The sequence below is a fragment of the Mycobacterium intermedium genome (genome assembly GCF_002086275.1).
GTDB lineage: Bacteria > Actinomycetota > Actinomycetes > Mycobacteriales > Mycobacteriaceae > Mycobacterium > Mycobacterium intermedium.
Map to the genome: position 1 here is coordinate 1 of NZ_MVHT01000114.1, position 18,470 is coordinate 18,470.

General features: G+C 64.7%; 18 protein-coding genes. 7 read left to right on the forward strand and 11 right to left on the reverse strand.

Annotated elements, in window-relative coordinates; genetic code table 11:
* The 6 genes from BST27_RS26825 to BST27_RS26850 form a co-directional block, all read right to left on the reverse strand.
* Window positions 1–409 (reverse strand): PE family protein (locus BST27_RS26825; RefSeq protein WP_139805396.1); only part of this gene is annotated, 409 nt, incomplete at its 3' end.
* Window positions 410–657: 248 nt separating this feature from the next.
* Window positions 658–1,557, reverse strand: coding sequence for a ferredoxin family protein (locus BST27_RS26830; protein ID WP_069419767.1), 900 nt, complete (start codon window positions 1,555–1,557; stop codon window positions 658–660).
* Window positions 1,554–2,762 (reverse strand): cupin domain-containing protein, encoded by a 1,209-nt coding sequence (locus tag BST27_RS26835; protein ID WP_069419791.1) that lies wholly within the window; start codon window positions 2,760–2,762, stop codon window positions 1,554–1,556. The genes BST27_RS26830 and BST27_RS26835 overlap by 4 nt, the downstream gene beginning before the upstream one ends.
* Window positions 2,763–2,772: 10 nt before the next feature.
* Window positions 2,773–3,018: a BatC protein gene (locus BST27_RS26840; protein ID WP_069419768.1), complete on the reverse strand. Its 246-nt coding sequence runs from the start codon at window positions 3,016–3,018 to the stop codon at window positions 2,773–2,775.
* A 67-nt stretch (window positions 3,019–3,085) separates the two neighbouring features.
* Entirely contained in the window at window positions 3,086–3,991 is a 906-nt protein-coding gene (locus tag BST27_RS26845) for an alpha/beta fold hydrolase (protein WP_069419769.1), read from the reverse strand.
* Window positions 3,992–3,997: 6 nt separating this feature from the next.
* Window positions 3,998–5,821, reverse strand: coding sequence for a S9 family peptidase (locus BST27_RS26850; protein WP_069419770.1), 1,824 nt, complete (start codon window positions 5,819–5,821; stop codon window positions 3,998–4,000).
* Between the two features lie 303 nt (window positions 5,822–6,124).
* Between BST27_RS26850 and BST27_RS26855 the strand changes: the two genes are divergently transcribed.
* On the forward strand, window positions 6,125–7,120 hold the full coding sequence (locus BST27_RS26855; RefSeq protein ID WP_069419771.1) for an alpha/beta fold hydrolase: 996 nt from the start codon (window positions 6,125–6,127) through the stop codon (window positions 7,118–7,120).
* Between the two features lie 214 nt (window positions 7,121–7,334).
* Here the strand turns inward: BST27_RS26855 and BST27_RS26860 are convergent, their stop codons facing one another.
* Both BST27_RS26860 and BST27_RS26865 read right to left on the reverse strand, forming a co-directional pair.
* Window positions 7,335–9,050 carry a PE domain-containing protein gene (locus BST27_RS26860; protein ID WP_069419772.1) on the reverse strand — a complete coding sequence of 572 codons (1,716 nt, stop codon included), beginning with the start codon at window positions 9,048–9,050 and terminating at the stop codon, window positions 7,335–7,337.
* An 84-nt stretch (window positions 9,051–9,134) separates the two neighbouring features.
* Window positions 9,135–9,908 (reverse strand): enoyl-CoA hydratase, encoded by a 774-nt coding sequence (locus BST27_RS26865; protein ID WP_069419773.1) that lies wholly within the window; start codon window positions 9,906–9,908, stop codon window positions 9,135–9,137.
* A 56-nt stretch (window positions 9,909–9,964) separates the two neighbouring features.
* On the opposite strand from BST27_RS26865, the gene BST27_RS26870 reads away from it, so the two are divergent.
* Complete coding sequence (locus tag BST27_RS26870) at window positions 9,965–10,855, forward strand: TIGR03619 family F420-dependent LLM class oxidoreductase (RefSeq protein WP_069419774.1); 891 nt, start codon at window positions 9,965–9,967, stop codon at window positions 10,853–10,855.
* 15 nt (window positions 10,856–10,870) lie between these two features.
* Here BST27_RS26870 and yaaA read toward each other — a convergent pair whose 3' ends face one another.
* Complete coding sequence (yaaA, locus tag BST27_RS26875) at window positions 10,871–11,629, reverse strand: peroxide stress protein YaaA (protein WP_069419775.1); 759 nt, start codon at window positions 11,627–11,629, stop codon at window positions 10,871–10,873.
* A gap of 78 nt (window positions 11,630–11,707) precedes the next feature.
* On the opposite strand from yaaA, the gene BST27_RS26880 reads away from it, so the two are divergent.
* Window positions 11,708–12,331 (forward strand): TetR/AcrR family transcriptional regulator, encoded by a 624-nt coding sequence (locus tag BST27_RS26880; protein WP_069419776.1) that lies wholly within the window; start codon window positions 11,708–11,710, stop codon window positions 12,329–12,331.
* Here the strand turns inward: BST27_RS26880 and BST27_RS26885 are convergent.
* On the reverse strand, window positions 12,318–13,760 hold the full coding sequence (locus BST27_RS26885; protein ID WP_069419777.1) for an aldehyde dehydrogenase: 1,443 nt from the start codon (window positions 13,758–13,760) through the stop codon (window positions 12,318–12,320). The two genes, BST27_RS26880 and BST27_RS26885, sit on opposite strands and share 14 nt — an antisense overlap.
* A gap of 12 nt (window positions 13,761–13,772) precedes the next feature.
* Window positions 13,773–14,477, reverse strand: coding sequence for an SDR family NAD(P)-dependent oxidoreductase (locus BST27_RS26890; protein WP_069419778.1), 705 nt, complete (start codon window positions 14,475–14,477; stop codon window positions 13,773–13,775).
* A gap of 57 nt (window positions 14,478–14,534) precedes the next feature.
* Between BST27_RS26890 and BST27_RS26895 the strand changes: the two genes are divergently transcribed.
* The 4 genes from BST27_RS26895 (at window position 14,535) to BST27_RS26910 (ending at window position 18,290) form a co-directional block, all read left to right on the forward strand.
* Window positions 14,535–15,509 carry a TIGR03621 family F420-dependent LLM class oxidoreductase gene (locus BST27_RS26895; protein ID WP_069419779.1) on the forward strand — a complete coding sequence of 325 codons (975 nt, stop codon included), beginning with the start codon at window positions 14,535–14,537 and terminating at the stop codon, window positions 15,507–15,509.
* Window positions 15,510–15,532: 23 nt separating this feature from the next.
* Window positions 15,533–16,843 (forward strand): aromatic ring-hydroxylating oxygenase subunit alpha, encoded by a 1,311-nt coding sequence (locus BST27_RS26900; RefSeq protein ID WP_069419780.1) that lies wholly within the window; start codon window positions 15,533–15,535, stop codon window positions 16,841–16,843.
* Complete coding sequence (locus BST27_RS26905; RefSeq protein ID WP_069419781.1) at window positions 16,840–17,175, forward strand: hypothetical protein; 336 nt, start codon at window positions 16,840–16,842, stop codon at window positions 17,173–17,175. The genes BST27_RS26900 and BST27_RS26905 overlap by 4 nt, the downstream gene beginning before the upstream one ends.
* A gap of 119 nt (window positions 17,176–17,294) precedes the next feature.
* A complete protein-coding gene (locus tag BST27_RS26910) occupies window positions 17,295–18,290 on the forward strand; it encodes an ABC transporter ATP-binding protein (protein ID WP_069419792.1) in 996 nt (331 codons plus the stop codon).
* Window positions 18,291–18,470: the final 180 nt, after the last annotated feature.

Genomic DNA, 18,470 nt, shown 5'->3' on the forward strand with positions numbered 1-18,470 from the left:
CGCCAGCCCCGCCCGCGGCCCCGGACCCCGCCGCCGCATTGGCGCCGTTGCCGATCAGCGGGCGCCCGGTAGCCGCCAGGAAGGGCGCGTTAATCGCGTTGAGTAGCGGACTGGTTATTGACGCGGCGGTGGCGGCCTCGGCAGCCGCATACGACCCCGCGCCGGCAGTCAACGCCTGCACAAACTGGTCATGGAACAGGACAGCCTGCGCACTCACCGCCCGATACGACTCGGCGTAGGCGCCAAACACCGCCGCCACGGCCGCCGACACCTCATCAGCTCCCGCGGCCACCACCGCCTCGATGTGGCCCGCCGCCGCGGCGTTGGCCGCCCCGATCGTCGAACCGATACCCGCCAGATCCGTGGCCGCTGCCGCCATCAAATCCGGCACGGCTGTCACAAACGACATCGGACACCTCCCTGTTGGTCATGACCAAAAAGCCAGGACGACCCAGGAAATGCCCCAGGCCACGTCGACCCTTAGGCAGAACGAATCATATCGCCGTACGGGTGCGAAATCCCGAATTTGCCTTGCAAATCCGAATTTCCCGCGGCCCTTCGTTGTTCGCACTATTCAATGACTCAGCTGGTTTCCCCCAGACGGTGTTCGGAATTGACGTTCCCGACAAGGGTTTCCGTTGGTCCAAATGACGCAGCTCACGCCAAAGTAATTGATGCGAGCGTAAAACTCCGGACTCGGCCCGCCACCCGTGCATGACATTGCGACAGCAGCGGTTCAGACATTTGCTCATGCAGTGCGACCTCTATCGGCCCGGACTCAGCACCGAGCACCACCCGGATTTCGCCTTCATCGTGGGCGACGCTCAACGGGTGCAGCGCGTCGATGCGATTGTCACCGTATTCCTCGCGGACGAAGTACTGCGCGGCCTGGACGGCGTGCGGTAACGAGGTCCTGCCGCGCAAGAATTTGTTGTCGAGTCGTCCGTCCAGGTACAGACGCACCAGGCCCGCCGCATCGGCGAGATCGACGCGTCCGTAACACAGACCTTCCGGCAATACGAGCATTGTCGCCGCGAACCGGTCGCCACCCAAATGTGAGCACTCCCAAGTGAATTCGGGATAATCGGTCGCTATTTCCCGGCACGCGCTGCGCCCGCGCACCGCGCAGCACTGATCGTGTTTGCCATGCGCACAGATCGCTACGACGGGGTCATCGGAAGGCGTGCCGTCGGATCCGTCCAGGGCGAGGTCGAGATATTCGCGGGGGTCGCTGACCTCGCCCGCATACAGCGCTTCTTCGCCAACCCGGGAATGCGCCACGAACCATCGCCACCGGGGCGTCGCCGGCCGCCGACCGTGCCGACGGATCGCCGCGATCCTCATCTTCGCCATCTCGACTCGTCGCACGATGGCCCGCCCGAGTTCCGGGTCGATGATTCCCGGCGACTGCAAAAACGCCGAATTACCCCATGCACCAGGAAGTTCCAGCAGCACCCAAGAGAACCCCGCGGATGCGGTGCCGTACATCGGGTCGCCGCGGGCCAGCGACTGATCGCTGCAGGGCGTCCTTTTCGCCCGAGCAATTGGGGAAGTCATTCGGTGACCGGTACCACGACGGCCTCTCGCAGCAATCTGCGCACCAACACGGCCCCGTCAGCGTGGTCGAGTCCCGGCAGGGAATCGGCACCCGCCGTCAGGCCGCGGTGCAGTGTGGCGACGGCTTCGGCACACGACTGAGGGAACGTCATCACCTTGTCCGGCAACGTGAGCACGACCCGATCCCCGGTTCGGTGCATGGTTGCGATGAGCCCGTGCCGCCACCGAACTTTCACAGTGTCGGCCCGCTCGACCGCCGACAGCGATGCCAGCGGGCGTACCGCAACGGGCCGCGTTCGGTCAGCGTGTCGGCGCAGCAGCGCCGTGGCGACACCGTCGCTGATCTCAGAAGCGTTGTCGCGCAACGACTCAACCATCTCCGCCAGTACCTTTGTCACCGTCGCGATGATCTCGTCCTGATCCGCCGGGTCGACGCCCATCGGCAGCGACTTGCGGTAGGCATCGACCGTCGACAGTTGATCGACAACCGCGCGCGCGACGTCGAGCCGCGTCATTGCCGAGACGCCGATCGTCAGATGGATGGACGTGCTGTCCAGCGCCTGCGCCGAATGCACCCAGCCCCGTGGCAGGTAGAGCGCGTCGCCTTCGGACAGCACCGTGTCGATGGCCGGTTCATCGGTCACCCGTTCGGCGATGGCGTCCCGGTACTGGGTCCACGGTTGCGACGCGAGTGGGTGCTCGTGGACGGGCTCGTGCACGATCCACCGCTTCTGACCCGCAGTCTGCAGGACGAACACGTCATGCACGTCGTAGTGCGCATCGAAGCCGCGACTGGTGGGCGGCGTGATGTAGGCGTTCGCCTGCACCGGATGCCCGAGTTCGTCCACGAGGTTGCGGACGAAGTCGATCAGCGGCGGCCACAGCCGGTGCAGACCCTGGAGCACAATCGTTGCGCCAGAGGCGAACTCACCCAACACCTTCCCGGAGTCCACCTGATCGGAGATCTCGGCGCCGAATCCGGCGGGTCCGAGGTAGCAGTCCTTGGCCAGCAGGTCGCCCTCCTTGGCCAGGCGAATGAACGGCGAGCGAACCCCGCGCTCGGCGATCAACTCGTCGACCATGCTGGCCGAGAGAAGGTCGCCGAAGTCGCGGGGTAGCGCCGCCGACGTGCTGAGCAGCGCCCGGCGTCCCCAATATTGGGAAGCGAACGTTTCTGGGTCCGCCGCGACGCAGCGACTCAGCACCGAGATGCCGTCAGGCTGTTCCGTCGGCACCGCCGTCGTGGCCTTCGGGGTTCGAGCCGCCGTCCGCCGGCCCTTCACCGCCTGCGGTTCCATCGGCACCGCCGTCGTGGCCTTCGGGGTTCGAGCCGCCGTCCGCCGGACCCTCTCCGCCTGCGGTTCCATCGGCACCGCCGTCGTGGCCTTCGGGGTTCGAGCCGCCGTCGGCCAGTCCCTCTCCGCCGCCAGAAGTCGTGATGTCGTCGTCGTCGAGCGCCATGTTGCGATCCTTTCGTTTGGACTGAGCTCGGAGTTACCGCAGAACGAAGAACCGAAACTTGCCCGTGTCAGTCGCTCGCTGTGACGCGGTCGATGTGGGCCAAGAAGTGCTCCACTACGGCGTCGGGTGCCTCGATTTGTGGCCAGTGCCCAATGTCGTCGGCAAGCATCACCACGTCCGGATTCGGTATCACCTCGAGGTAGCGCTGCGCCATGTGCCTGCCCGAGTTCGGGTCGACGGGTCCGTCGATCAACCTCATGGGAACGCTGGTCTGCCGCATCGCCCGCACCCATCGATTGCGGTGGGTGTACCGGTCGTTGATGAACCTGCCGACCTTGTGCATCACCCTCTTGCCGTCGTTGTACTCCAGGATCTGGTGGAACAACTCGAGTTGGCGCGGAGACGGTTTGGTGTTGGGCCCGAACATCTCGTTGAGCGTCGGCTCGAACAGGCGGCGGGAGAGCCGAGACCCCTGGACGGGACTCATGATGTCCCCCAACGGAGTTCGTGACATCGCTTTCTGCATCAGCCGCGGCACGTACGCCTCGTTGAACATGCCACCGTTGAGCCACGTGATCGATTGGATGCGCAACGCGCCGTACGCCTGTTCATTGAACTCCCGACGCGCCAACATCTCTTGACCCACCGAATCGCCGAGGTCGTGGGCGAGGATGTGTGCGGAGTCGATGCCGAGGTCGGCCAGCAGCGCCTCATGCATGTCGGCGTGGTCGTGAACGGTGTATTCGTATCTCACGGGCTTGTCCGAGAAGCCCATACCGAGCATGTCGGGTGCGATGACGGTGAAGCGCTCCGTCAGCCTGTCCCAGATCGGCGCCCAATCCCACGTGTTGAACGGGTAGCCGTGGATGAGCAGCAGGGTGGGACCGCTGCCCGCGACCCGGTAGAAGATGTCGAAACCCAGATAGTCGAAATACTGACCGGCCGACTTCCAGCGTTCGAGTTCAGCATCCATAAAGTGTCACTCCGTCCGTCCCCCAAGGTGTTTGGCGAGGAATCGGTCTGCCCGGTGGTAGAAGTCTAGGCGGTTCTCTGGCTTGACGAAGCCGTGCCCCTCGTTCTCGTACATGACGTATTCATGGTCGATGCCGCGCTCCTTCATGGCCGACACAATCTGTTCTGATTCCGCCCGCTTCACGCGTGGGTCGTTTTCTCCCTGGGCGACGAGCATCGGGATCTTGATGTTGTCCACCTTCGACAGCGGCGAGCGCGACCAGAGGAAATCGGGGTCGTCACCAACCCGTTTATGCCACATGGCGATCATCGGCTTCCAGTATTCGGGGAACGACTCGATGAGCGTGTTCAGGTTCGACGGGCCGACCATCGAGATTGCGCACTTGAAGACGTCCGGGGTGAACGTCGCACCGATCAACGCCGCGTACCCGCCGTACGATCCGCCATAGATCGCCACCCGGTCACGGTCGACGTAACCCAGCTGCACGAGGTGATCGATGGCGTCCAACAGGTCGTCGTGCATCTTGGCGCCCCACTCACGGTTGCCCGCGTTGCGGAATTTCTTGCCGTAGCCGCTGGAACCGCGGTAGTTCACCTGTACGCACAAGTAGCCGCGGTTGGCCAACCACTGCGCTTCAGGGTCCAGCCCCCATCCGTCCCGCACCCACGGGCCGCCGTGGACGACGAGGACGGTCGGCAGGTTGGCGCGCTCGACACCCGCCGGGAACGAGAGATACCCGTGGACCGTGAGGCCGTCGCGCGTGGTGAAGGAGAAGGGTTCCATGGGCACCAGCGGATAGTCGTTGAGCTCCGGCCGGTGGTCGAACAAGAACGTCGCGGTCTGCGAGGCCCGGTCCCAGGTGTAGAACTTCACGGGTCCGGCGTCGTTGTCGAACGCCACGAGCCAGGTCCTGTCGGCGTCGTCGCGATCGCTGATGATCAGGTCGCCAGGGCTGAGCTCTTGGAGTGCTGCGACGTCATCGCGGATCGAGTCGTCGAAGATCCGGTATTCGATCCGTTCGCCGTACACGATGACGCCCTGGATCTCGAGGGTGTCGGGGTGCATGATCACGCCGGTGATGTCGTAGGTCGGGTCCTCGGCGATCACCTCCACAGCGCCGGTCGCGATGTCCATCTTCACCAAGCGGCCCGTGTTGGAGTCCATGGACGTCTGTACGTACAAACCCGACCCGTCCTTGGTGAACCCCACCGGTCCCGTCGTCTCCGCGTCCTCCGGGGGAACTTGCAGGAACGGTCGCCAGTCGGCTGATTCGTTGTCGCGCACCATAATCACCATCCCTCCGTCCGGGGTTGGTGAGACAGCGCCGCGCACCGCCAGGTTGTCGTCGATCACCCAGCCGACGAATCCGGGGTTCTCGACGACCTTTTCAAGTTCGCCGGTGGTGAGGTCGAGGTGGTAGACATCGTGCAATTGCGGGTTGTCCTTGTTGATGGCAACCAGCACATCGTTCGGAAAACGCTTCTTGTGCGCGATGACTCGGCACTGCACGCCGTCCATCGGCGTCAGGTCACGTTCCACGCCCGTCTCCAGATCGACGTCGTACGCCCGGTAGTTCTCGCTGCCGTCCTTGTCGCGGACGTACATGATGTGGCGGTTGTCGTGCGTCCAGAAATACCCTTGGATGCCGCGCTCGGTGTCGTGGGTGACCGGCTTGTCGTCGTCCGCGCCGATATTGCCGACGAACACGTTGAGCACGCCGTCGAGCGGTGCGACGTAGGACAGCCGCTTGCCGTCCGGCGAGATCTGCGGCGACACCCGCTCCGGATGGCCTAACAACACTTCGAGCGGGATCAGCTTCACTGCAGTCATCGGCTAATCATGCTCGTTGTGAGCCGCAAGAAGCCTCGGTTTGGCCTGACATTTCCGGGGCGCCGGATCGTGGATATGCGGTTCATCCAGGGACACGATCTGCGAGCCATCTCGCGAACCGCCAAACCGGCGAAGAAACGGCGCGGCGTTCATCGTGCCTGAGCCGGTTCGTGCTCGCCGACCTGACCGACCATCAGTTGTTCGCCAAGAACGTCGCAAGAAACTCGCAAGGCCCCGACCGCAGACTTCATTTCACCAACCCGGACATAACCGTCCCACAGTGAAGTGACGAAGCAGGCCATCATGAGCGACCTACGAACAATCACATTGCACGGCGACCGCGTCGCGTACCGTGACGAAGGCGCTGGCGAAGTCTTGTTGCTGATCCACGGCATCGGCGGTAGTTCGAACAACTGGCGCGCGATCATCCCGACCTTGGCCAAGAAATACCGCGTCATCGCGCCAGACCTGTTGGGCCACGGCAAGAGTGACAAGCCCCGCGCGGACTACTCGTTGGGCGCGTTCGCGGTCTGGTTGCGCGACTTTCTCGACGAGTTGGGGATCTCTCGAGTCACCGTCGTCGGCCACTCCCTGGGCGGCGGAATCGCAATGCAGTTCACTCACCAACACCGCGACTACTGCGACCGCCTGATCCTGATGAGCAGCGGCGGCCTCGGCAGCGAGGTGAACCGCACGCTGCGACTGATCAGCCTGCCGGGATCCCAGCTGGTGTTGCAGGTGGCGGCGTCCAAGCCGGTGCTCAATGTCCGTAAGGCCTTTGCCGCTCTGCAGTCCGACGACCAGCACGCCTCACGACGTAACGAGCATTGGGAAGCGCACGCCGCGCTGTCGAACCCCGAGAACCGGCAGGCGTTGCTGCGCACGCTACGTGCCGTAGTCGACCGCCACGGGCAGTTCGTATGCGCGCTGAACAAGCTGCACTTCAATGCCAATGTGCCGGTGATGATCATCAGCGGTGACAAAGACCCGGTGATCCCCGTCTCGCACGCATACGCCGCGCACGCCGCCATGCCCCACAGCAAGCTGCACATCCTGCCCGGCGTCAAGCACCACCCGCACACCGAGCAGACCGAAATCGTGGCTGGGCTCATCGACGGCTTCATCGACGAGAACGCGGGTTATGGCCTCGACGCCGTCGAGTCGGCCGCCGTCTCGCTGGCGGATTGGTCGGCGTCGGTGAACTCCCGAGGAGCAGGTCTGCGGTCGCGCGCCGTGGTGCAGCGGATCAGTCGCCGACGCTCGCGGCGGCACCTCCAGGTGGTCCCGGCCAGCGCCTAGCGGGCGCATTGGTTGGGCTGCCTCACGTTGAGACTGCGAAATTGGCGGCGTCTACTCGCACTTTCCCGCCCTACACGCAGACTCAACGAGGAGGGTGGGGCACCTCACGTTGAGACTGCGAAATTGGCGGCGTCTACTCGCACTTACCCGCCAAAACCGCAGCCTCAACGAGGAGGGTGGAACGCTCAACGAGGAGGGTGGAACGCAAAAGGCCCTAGAAGGGGCGCACCGAGATCTTGCCTTGGGCGGCGTCAATGAGGTCTTCGGCCACCGCGATGGGGAACTGGACCGTCGCGGCGCCAACCTGTTCGATGCCGTCCCGGACAGCGGTGAAGAACACCGTCGGATCGCCGGTGAGGAACGCCGAGCCGATGTCGTAGGCGGCGTACTGCGGCGCCGTGATGAAGTTGCGTGCGTCGACGAACAGTGCCGTCGGCAAATTGGCCGGCCCGACGGGCACGCCCTCCCAGCTGACCAGGTTCCAGCCGCCCGTGGGGTCGCCTTCCACCACGACAACGCTGGTATTGCCCAGCTGGTGGGTGAAGAAGAGCAGGGGGTTGGGGTTGTTGACGTGCATCAGCGTCCCGATCTCGATCGTGAACGCGCTCGAGTACGCCACCTCGGTGATCTTGCCGTTGGCGGCAGCGACCGGGTTCGCCAACGCGTGGTCGTAGAGCGTCTGCATCGCGCTGCCGAACTCCCGGAAGAAGAACACGCCGTTTGGGTCGGTGGAAAGCGGGGCCAGCATTGGGAGGATCGGGAATCCGGACACCCAGGCGAGCGGGCCCATCAGATACAGAATCCCGCCGAGGCTGTACTGCGGCCAACCCTCGTACATGCCTGCGCTGATCTCGTTGAGCCCGGGCAAGATCGTCGGGTTTGTCGGGTACATATTGGTCAACGCCTGCGCGGTCTGCTGCGCCCGCGTCAACTCGGAGGCCCAGATCCCGGCGTAGGGCCCCTGCGGGAAAAGTTCGTTGGCGCGGAAAAATGCCTGCGTGTCGCCCAGCGGGGTGAGCGCAACACCCGGCACGGCCGTGTCGATCCAGCCCTGGGCATTGGCGATCGACTGCGCATGGCGGACGAACTCGATGGTCACCGGCGGTCCGGCGGTGACGGTGGGCGGAAGCCAGCCAGCCCCCGGTTCACCGATGAAGAGCCCGCCGCGACCACCAAGCCCGCCGCCTCCGCCGGCCCCGCCGTTGCCGAGGAACAAAGCCTGGCCGCCGATACCGCCGGTTCCCCCGCCACCGCCGATCCCGCCGATGCCTCCGTTGCCCATCAGCCAGCCGCCGGTACCCCCCATGCCGCCGTTCCCGGCGCCGAACCCGTTACCACCGGCGCCGCCGGTGCCGATCAACCCGGCATTCCCCCCGTTACCGCCGTTGCCGTTGCCCGCGGTGACGCTGTAGCCGGTCCCTCCGTCGCCGAGCAGGATTCCGCCGGGTCCCCCGTTGGGGTTGGATTCGGTTCCGGCGGTGCCGTTACCGATCAGCGGCCGGCCGAACAAGGCATAGCTGGGTGTGTTGAGGATCGGGTCGACGGCCTGCCCGATCGGGCTACCTATCCAGGCTTGGCCGGCGGCGTGGATAGGGCCATAGACCGCCGTCTGGAACCCGTCGGCCACAGCCGCCTGCAGCGACGTGACGATTGCCGCCTCGGCGCCGGCGTAGGAACCCGACGCGGCGGTCAAGGCACTCATGAACTGCTCGTGATACTTGAGCGCCTGCGCCGCGGCGGCCTGATACTCCTGGGCGTGTGCGGTGAACAGCGTCGCAACCGCTGTCGACACTTCGTCAGCGGCCGCTGCCGTCAGCGCGGTCGTCGGAAGCAGCGCGGTCAAATTGCCGGCATTCACGACCGAACCTATCTGCGCTATTTCGGCGGCGACCGACTCCAGCACTTCCGGCGCCACGACCACAAATGACATCCGCTACCCCCATTGGTCCGACGTAGTAGCAATCATGGGGCCGCACCGACCGAAGCGGATGCGAATTGGTGGAAATTCCTGGCGCTATTTTGTGACGCGCTTGCGGGACAGAAACGCCTGCATGTGCTGTTGCGGTTCTCCCGTGAGGTAGGAAAGCCCGAACTCTCGCTTACTGTCTTCGATGGCAGCACGTACCGACATGTCGAACCATTTGTTGAGCAACCGTTTTTGTTGCCGGACGGCTTCGCGACCGAAACCGCAGAGCTTTGTGGCGAGTGCGCTGATGCGCGCGTCGAACACATCGGCCGCAACGACCTCGTGCACAAAGCCCCAGTCAGCGGCGGTGTTCGCATCGATCGTTTCGCCGGTAAGCAGCAGCCAGGCCGAGTGTGACGCCCCGATCAACGTCGGCAGCAGCGCCGCATGAATCACCGATGGGATTCCGACCGCCACCTCGGGCATTCCGAATTTGGCGCCGGACTCGGCGATCCGCAAGTCGCATGACGCCGCGACTTCCAAACCCCCGCCGAGACACCAGCCCGAAAGTCGGGCAATGACCGGGACCGAGCATTCGCGAATCGCCTCGCACAGACCCGCGAGCCGACCGATGAAAACCTCCGCGCTGGATTGGTCGAGGGTGACCATTTCGTTGATGTCCGCGCCACCGATGAACGCTTTTTCACCCGCTCCGCGGAACACCACGACCCGGACGTCACTGCCTTGACTGACGACCCGGAAAGCGTGCGTCAGTTGCTCGATGGCCGGAGTGCCGATGATGTTCAGTGGCCCGGAGTTGGTCAATTCAATTGTGGTTACGCCACCGTCGTGACCGACTCTGACAAAACGGTTTTCCGTCATACGCTCTTCCTGACGTCTGGTCACATTCGCGATGGGCCGAGCCTAAGGGGTGACGCTTGGAATTTTGGAGTGGCACAGCATTTTTGAAGACGACGGAGTCGGTAGCCGTCGCCCGGATGCTCGATGAGGCCGGATTCGACGGCGTGATTTGTGCCGATCACCTGATCTATCCCCGTGAACTCAGCTCACCCTATCCATCGCCGACGGGCAAGCCGATGTGGCCGGCGGACACCGAATGGCCCGACTCGTGGGTGCTGATCGGAGCCATGGCGGCAGTCACCTCTCGATTGCGGTTCACCAACGCCGTGTATGTCGCACCGGCCCGGCCCCTCCTCGAGGTGGCCAAGCAGGTGGCGACGGCATCGGTGCTCTCCGGCGGCAGGGTGGCGTTGACAGTAGGGGCGGGCTGGATGCGTGAAGAGTTCGAGCTCATGGGCCAGGATTTCGCCACGCGCGGCCGGCGGCTCAACGAAATGATTCCGGCCCTGCGCGCACTGTGGCGCGGGGGTTGGGTGTCGTGGGAAGGCGAGCACTACCGGGTGCCCGAAATGATGATCGAGCCACACCCGGCCGAGCCCGTCCGGATCATGTGCGGCGGCGAGTCGGACGCGGCCCTGCGCCGGGCCGCATACTTGTGCGACGGCTGGGTCGGGACAGCCTACACGTGGGACGACGCCGTGCGGTTCGTCACCGAGCTCAACCGTCTGCGTCGCGGATCAGACCGCAGCACAGAACCTTTCGAGATCATGCTGGCGCTCATGGAGCCCCCTTCGGTCGACCTGTATCGGCGTGCCGAGGACATCGGAGTGACGGCGGTGATGTGCGCACCGTGGGCGGGTGCCGGCGACATCGTCTCGGGCGACCTCGAGGCGTTCGGTGCCGACGCCGCACGGTACCGGGCACCGATCGAGCGCTTCGCCAACGACATCGTCGCCAGGATGAGGTGACCGACGCGCGCCGACTCAGCGGCCCGGTCCCGCGGGCACCACGACGGTCAAGTCATTCCCTGAGCGCTCCACGCGCATTCCGATCCTGCGCGCCACGGAAGCGACCGCGGCCGCATCGTCGGGCTCGGCCCGGGTCACGGCGAGCGCGCGGGCCAAGCGCCCCTTGTGCGCCTTGTTGAAATGCGTGACCACAGTTCGTCGGCCATCGGGATGCTCGGCCAACACATCGACCCGGATCGCGGCGGGCACTTTCCCCAACGCCGCATACGAGCCCGAGCGCAGATCAACGATCAAGTTTTCGGTAACCAACTTGGCCAGCACCGGCTCCAGCAGGGGCCGCCACCGCGCCGCCAGGGTGGGTTGCCCCGGCAATTTCGAACTTGCCGAAAGCCGATATGCGGGCACCTGGTCGTCGGCGCGCAGCAGCCCGAACAGGGCCGAACCGACGAACAAGCGAGCACGCGCGCGTTCCGCTTGCGCGCCCTTGAGCGAATCGAAATCCAGTGCGTCATAAAGCACGCCGGTGTAGCGGCGGATGGCCGGCAGCGTCGGCGCAGTACGCAGCGCGGCATTGCGCTCGATCTCGGCGTCCTGCGAAGGCGAAAGACCCAACGCCGATCTGCACGCCACTGGGTCGGCCGCCAGATCGACGAGTTCGTCGATGAGCGCAGACCGCAGCGGCCCCAATTCGGGGTTACCGAGTTGCTCGAGCCGCAGCGGCGGTCCGTCCCCTCCGTCCCGCTTGGTCTCCGACGGTGGTAGCAGCACAATCACGGGTGCCGACCATACCCAACGGGATAGGCAGGTCGAACCTGCGAGGCGCGAAACACCGAGCGCACTAGAATTCGGCCGATGGCCACACGGCGCGGGCGGCCCACCCAAATGGAGGCGAAAAAACTCGACCTCGCCGTGCGTGAGGCCGCCGTCGCAACGTTCCTCGAAATGGGTTACGCCGGAGCCACAATGGAGGCCATCGCCCGCTCGGCGGGCATCACAAAGCGGTCGCTGTACGCACGCTATCCCGACAAGCGCGCCGTGTTCGCCGATGTAATCCCATGGGCGCTAGCGCGTTACACCGATGACGCGGCCATCGAGGACATCGACGAAGACGACATCGAAGGCACCCTGCTAAAACTCGGCAGGGCGGCGCTGGAACGCGCCACCCATCCCGAGAACGTGCGGCTCAAGCGCATTGCGTTCAACGAGGCCGCGCTGTTCCCCGAGTTCAAGATCTCCGCGGAGTCGATGATGTGGGCGGGGCGGCAGCGCGCGGTCACCGAAGTGCTGCGCCGCTACGCCGATCTCGGTGTCATCGACGTCGAGGACCTGGAACTGGCCGCCGAGCACTTCCTGGCGATGGTGGAGGCGGTGCCGGCCCGGATGGCCGATTTCGGCGTGTTCCGCTCAAAGAAGCAGCAGGAACGCCACCTTCAGTACGCGGTGCGGCTGTTCCTGCGCGGCGTCATGCCCCGCTGATCGACTGGCTCACCAGGTAGCCCTCGAGCCCCTCGCGCCCCAGCTCGCGGCCCCACCCGCTGTCCTTCACCCCGCCGTACGGCGCCAGCGGATCCATGATGTAGCCCTGGTTCACGCCGAAAGATCCGGCGCGAACGCGTGCGGCGATCCCGAGCCCGCGGTCGGTGTCGGCAGTGAACACCGCTCCGGCCAACCCGTAGTCAGAATCGTTGGCGATGGCGATGGCGTCGGCTTCGTCGCGATAAGGGATCACGGTGAGCACCGGCCCGAAGATCTCCTCACGCGCGATGCGCATGCTGTTGTCGGCGTCGGCGAACAGGGTTGGCCGCACGTACCAGCCGCGGTCGAGGCCGTCGGGCAAGTCGCTGCCGCCCACCACCAGTCGCGCGCCCTGACGCTGGCCGTCCTCGATGTACTCACGCACCCTGGCCTGCTGCCGCTGGGCCACCAACGGTCCTTGCTGGGTGGCTGGGTCGGTGGGATCGCCAACCGTCAGCCCGGCTAGCTCGGCTTCCAGCGCACCGACGAAATCGTCCGCGCGCGAGGCGGGTACGAGCACCCGGCTCAGCGCATTGCATACCTGCCCGCTGTTGGCCAGACTGGCCAGCTGGATCGCCTTGGCCGTCGCCGCGGGGTCCGCGTCCGCCAGCACGATTGCGGCCGACTTCCCGCCCAACTCCAGCGTGACTTGCTTGAGCCCCTGCGCGCAGGCGGTGGCCACCTGTCGCCCGGCGGCCGTCGAACCGGTAAACGAAACCTTGTCCACGCCGGGGTGGGCGACCAGATGTGCGCCGGCGGCGCGGTCGCCAGGCACCACGTTGACCACCCCGGGCGGTAGGTCCGCCGACGCGACGATCTCGGCGAACAACAGTGCGTCAAGCGAGGATTCCTCGGCGGGCTTGAGCACCACGGTGCATCCGGCGAGCAACGCCGGTATCACCTTGCCGATGGTGAGGAACTGCGGCATATTCCACGGCACGATCGCCGCGACAACCCCGACGGGCAGCTTCGCGATGCGAATGTCACTGCCGTAAAAACCCTTCCGCGCCTCCTGCCACGGGTACTCGCCCGCGACCTGCGTGTAGGCCGCCATCGCCAGCAGCGGCAATTGGGCCTGGGCCCGCTTGGAGAACGCGATGGGTGCGCCGATGGTCGCGGTGATCAGCTCGGCCATCTCGCCGCGTCGCTCCTTGTACGCGGCGGCCAGCCGCTGCACGGCGGCGATACGTTCCTGGGGCGGTGTTCGGGGCCACGGCCCGTCGTCGAACGCAGCGCGAGCGGCGGCAACGGCGCGGTCGATGTCGGCGGCCGCCGCGGCAGGCGCTTGCCCGATCACCTCTTCGGTGTGCGGCGACGTGATGGTGATGGCGGCGTCCGTGCTGGGTGCCACCCACTGCCCGTCGATCAGCAATTCGGTTCTGCGGTACATGCTTTCCTCCCGTTAGGTGCAGCGTCCGCCGTTGACGCCGAGGATCTGCCCGGTGATGTAACCGGCCTCCTCGGACACCAGGAACGCGCACGCCGCCGCGATGTCTTCCGGCCGTCCGACCCGACCTACCGGCACCTTGGCGATGTTGTCTTCGATCGAACCGCCCAGCAAACCCTTGGCTTCCGCCATCCGCAGCATCGGGGTGTCGATGAAACCCGGCGGAACCACGTTGGCTGTGATTCCGTGCGAACCATATTCCAGTGCAAGGGTTTTGGTGAGGCCGTTGACGGCTGATTTTGCCGCGACGTAGTGCGCCTGGTATGGCGAGCCCGAATGGGTGCTCGACGAGGAGATGTTGACGATGCGACCCCAGCCGGCCTCCAGCATGTCCGGCAGCACCTCCTGGGTGACGTGGAAGACGCCGTTGAGATTCACATCGATGACCTTGCGCCACTCCTCGAACGTGATGTTGGTAAAGCGCCGGAAGCCCGTCACCCCCGCCGCGTTGACCAGAATAGTGATCGGCCCCAATGCGGTGCGCACTCCGTCGAGCACACGGCGAACCTGCCCACGATCGGTGACATCGGCGACGTAGCTGAACTCGGTGTTCGCTTCGGTCAAATCGATGGTCGCGACGTGGTTTCCGTCCGTGCGCAGGCGCTCGGCGATGGCCTGGCCAATTCCCGAGGCACCCCCGGTGACCAGTGCTGTCTTCACGCCATAAAATATACAAAACCGTATAATTATGTAGCAACAACGGGTACGCTATCGGCTGTGGACAGGCGTCCGTTCCGTTTTGCCGTCCAGGCCACCGCAGCTTCAGATGCCCAGGGGTGGCGTGAGTTCGTCTGCAAGGTAGAGGATCTCGGCTATTCGTCCCTGTTGCTCGCCGACCACTACCTTGGTCCCGGCCCCGCACAGCGCGCCGCCCGTACCCCGCGGCAGGACCTGGCGCCCATCGCCGCCATCGCCGTCGCCGCGGCGCACACCACGGTCCTACGGGTGGGTTGCCGGGTGTTCTGCATCGACTATCACGTGCCCGCCGTCCTGGCCAAGGAGGCGGCGACCCTGGACCTGCTGTCGGACGGGCGCTTCGAACTGGGCATCGGCGCGGGCTGGAGCGCCGTCGAGTACGACGCGCTGGGTTTGACGTTCGACGCCCCGGGACGACGCATCGCCAAACTCAAGGAAGTCGTGGGGCTGATCAAGGCACACTGCGGCCACGGCGAACTGGACCGCTCCGGTGAATACGTAAACGTCCACGGCTACAAGGGAACTCCCCCACCCGTGCAGCGCCCGCATCCGCCGATCATGATCGGTGGCGGCGGCAGGCGGGTATTGAGTTACGCCGCCCAGGAGGCCGATATCGTCAGCATCAACACCGTGCCGTTCACGGCGCGCAATGAGGACCGACTCACCCCGCAGCAGGAGGCCGCCCGCCGCATCGAGTACGTGCGCTCGGCCGCCGGGCCGCGTCTGGTGGACCTCGACATCGAAAGCTCACCGTTCTTCGTCTCAGTCATCGACGACGCGAGCGGCGTCCAGGACGCTTACGAGCGCATGGCCGCCAAGAGCGGGATAGACCCCGAGGTGCTGCGCGATCATCCCAACGTCCTGGTCGGGCCCGTCGACGCGATTGTCGAGACCCTGCAGGAGCGCCGAGAGAGCTACGGCGCCAACTACGTGACCGTGCCGCAACGGCACGCGGAGCAGTTCGCACCGGTCGTCGCACATCTGACGGACACCTGACGACAGAACTGAGGAGCCAAGTCGTGACGAGCATCCAGCAGAAGCTGGCCACCGGCCGCGGCAAGTTCACCCCCGAGTATCCCGGGCTCGGCACCGGCCCTGTCGACTATGAGGACTCGATATCCGAAGAGTTCTTCGCCGTGGAACGCAAGGCGGTCTTCGAGCGCTCCTGGCTGTGCGTGGGTCGATTGGAACGCTTGCCGCGCAAGGGTTCCTACTTCACCCGCGAGCTGCCGGGCCGGCTCGCGTCGATTGTGATCACCCGCGACCTGGACGACAACATTTACGCGTTCCACAACGTGTGCGCGCACCGCGGCAACAAGGTGGTGTGGCAAGAGCACCCGCAGCAGGAGTCCTCCGGTAATTGCCGCGCGTTTGCCTGCAAGTACCACGGCTGGCGCTACGGCCTCGACGGCGTGGTCAACCACGTCACCAACGAGGATCAGTTCTTCGACCTGGACAAGAGCAAACTGCGCATGCCGCCCGTGCACTGCGAGGTGTGGGCGGGCTTCATCTTCATCAATCTGACGCCCGAACGGGACGGTCCCCCGGTGCCGCTGCGAACCTTCCTCGGCGAAGGCCTACTGGGGTTGGAGGCGTACCCGTTCCACTTGATGACACAACGCTACGGGTTCGCCACCCGCATCAACGGCAACTGGAAACTGGCCGTCGACTCGGTATGCGAGTGGTACCACCCGCCCTACGTGCACGGCCGATTCATCCATCCCGATGTCTCCAAAGCGGAGAAGCTGGTGCCCCCGGTGGACGCCTACCACTACGAGTTGTTCCGCCCGCACATGCTGACCTCGGTGCCCGGCCCGCCGGTGTTGCCACCACGCGAGCAGGGCACCGCCGGTGCGGCATGCCAAGACCAGCGCTGGATATACAAACTGTTCCGCGCGGGACTTTTCGGCCCGGACGACGTCCCCGACATCGGGCCGCTGCCCGGGTTTCTCAACCGGGGCAACATCGCCTCGTGGGGCAACGACCAGTTCTGGATCTTCCCGAACATCTCGATCCAGATCTGGGCGCGCAATTACTACATCACCTACACGTACTGGCCCGAATCCGTGGACAGCCACATCTACGAGATCGACATGTACTTTGTGCCGCCGGCCAACGCGCACGAACGCCTGGCCCAGGAACTGGTCGTGGACAGCACCATCGAGTTCGCCATGCAGGACGTCAACACCATCGAGGCGACGCACTCGGCACTAAAGACCCGGGCGCAGAACACCTTTCACCTGTCCGACCAGGAACTGCTAATCCGGCAGTTTCACCGTGTCATCCGCGACACCGTGGCCGAATACGAAGCGGAGACATCCCGACGATGACCGAACGTCAACTGCCGGAGGGCTTTTCGGAACTCGAGCCGTGGGTTTCGGATTGGGCGTTACCCACCCGGGCCGAACGCTACGCGGCACGGCTGGAGCGGCCATACCCGGAGTTGGTGGCGTTCTACGACGCGGTCGCGCCGCATGCCGAACGGGCGATCGGCTACCTCGACGAGCTCGACATCAACGACCTGCCACCGGACGCGATCCGACTGATGCACCTGCTGTACTCGCTGATCCTGGTGTCCTATGCGGTCAATGTCTTCAAGCAGAACCGCATCCCGGACTCAGGCGCCGCCTTCTTCGAGATGGTGGCCGAACCGGCGTTGTGAACGCCGCTATCCAATTTCGGCAAATTTCGCGCCACGGGGTTGCATATCGATTGATGCGGCTACCCGTGGTCCAAGACCACCCGTGTGGTGGGCTGGTATTGAACGGGAAGGTCGTCAAGGTGGGTATCGGAATTTCGATCCAGAACCTCAGCAAATCATTCGGAGCCACCAACGTTTGGCAGGACGTCACGATGGACATCCCAGCCGGTGAGGTCAGCGGGTTGATCGGCCCGTCTGGAACGGGCAAGTCGGTTTTCCTGAAGTCGCTGATCGGATTGCTCAAGCCCGAGCGTGGCTCGATCATCATCGACGGCACCGACCTCACCGAGTGTTCGACGAAGGAAATGTACGAGATCCGCCAGAAGTTCGGCGTCATGTTCCAGGACGGCGCACTGTTCGGATCGATGAGCATCTACGAAAACACCGCGTTCCCGTTGCGCGAACACACCAAGATGAGTGAAAGCAAGATCCACGACATCGTCATGGAAAAGCTCGAGATGGTCGGCTTGATCGGCGACGAGAACAAGCTGCCCGGCGAAATCTCCGGCGGGATGAAAAAGCGTGCCGGCCTTGCTCGTTCGCTGGTCATGGACCCCGAGATCATTCTGTGCGACGAGCCCGACTCCGGTCTGGACCCGGTGCGTACCTCCTACTTGAGCCAGCTGCTGATCGACATCAATGCCCAAATCGACTGCACCATCCTCATCGTGACGCACAACATCAACATCGCGCGCACCGTGCCGGACAACATCGGCATGCTGTTCCGCAAGCGCCTGGTCATGTTCGGTCCTCGCGAGATCCTGCTGACCAGCGAGGAGCCGGTAGTTGGGCAGTTCCTCAACGGACGCCGCATCGGCCCCATCGGCATGTCGGAGGAAAAGGACGAGGCCACGATGGCCGAAGAACAGGCCATGGTCGACGCTGGTCAACATGCCGGCGGCGTGGAAGATATCGAGGGCGTCCCGCCGCAGATCAACGCCACGCCCGGAATGCCGGAACGCAAGGCCGTCGAGCGCCGGCGCGCCCGGGTTCGGGAAATGATGCACTACCTCCCGCCTAAGGCCCAGCAAGCGATCTACGACGACTTGGAAGCAAACCACGCCAAAGCCAGCTGAAAACTGAACCGCATGCCGGTAGCTGCCGGTGACGGACGGCGTCTGGTGCTTCAGACAACGCAGCTCCTCATTGAGACTGCGGATTTGGCGGGAAAGTACGAGAGGACTCTCAATGAAGATGTCAAGCCGCCGACTGTGTGATTGGGGGTGAGTCGGGTTGCCAGGTGCGGTTGTCACGGA

Coding starts and splice junctions, on each gene's coding strand:
- BST27_RS26830 (WP_069419767.1), bottom strand. CDS start 1,557: ATGACTTCCCCAATTGCTCGGGCGAAAAGGACGCCCTGCAGCGATCAG.
- BST27_RS26840 (WP_069419768.1), bottom strand. CDS start 3,018: ATGGCGCTCGACGACGACGACATCACGACTTCTGGCGGCGGAGAGGGA.
- BST27_RS26845 (WP_069419769.1), bottom strand. CDS start 3,991: ATGGATGCTGAACTCGAACGCTGGAAGTCGGCCGGTCAGTATTTCGAC.
- BST27_RS26850 (WP_069419770.1), bottom strand. CDS start 5,821: ATGACTGCAGTGAAGCTGATCCCGCTCGAAGTGTTGTTAGGCCATCCG.
- BST27_RS26855 (WP_069419771.1), top strand. CDS start 6,125: ATGAGCGACCTACGAACAATCACATTGCACGGCGACCGCGTCGCGTAC.
- BST27_RS26860 (WP_069419772.1), bottom strand. CDS start 9,050: ATGTCATTTGTGGTCGTGGCGCCGGAAGTGCTGGAGTCGGTCGCCGCC.
- BST27_RS26865 (WP_069419773.1), bottom strand. CDS start 9,908: ATGACGGAAAACCGTTTTGTCAGAGTCGGTCACGACGGTGGCGTAACC.
- BST27_RS26880 (WP_069419776.1), top strand. CDS start 11,708: ATGGCCACACGGCGCGGGCGGCCCACCCAAATGGAGGCGAAAAAACTC.
- BST27_RS26885 (WP_069419777.1), bottom strand. CDS start 13,760: ATGTACCGCAGAACCGAATTGCTGATCGACGGGCAGTGGGTGGCACCC.
- BST27_RS26905 (WP_069419781.1), top strand. CDS start 16,840: ATGACCGAACGTCAACTGCCGGAGGGCTTTTCGGAACTCGAGCCGTGG.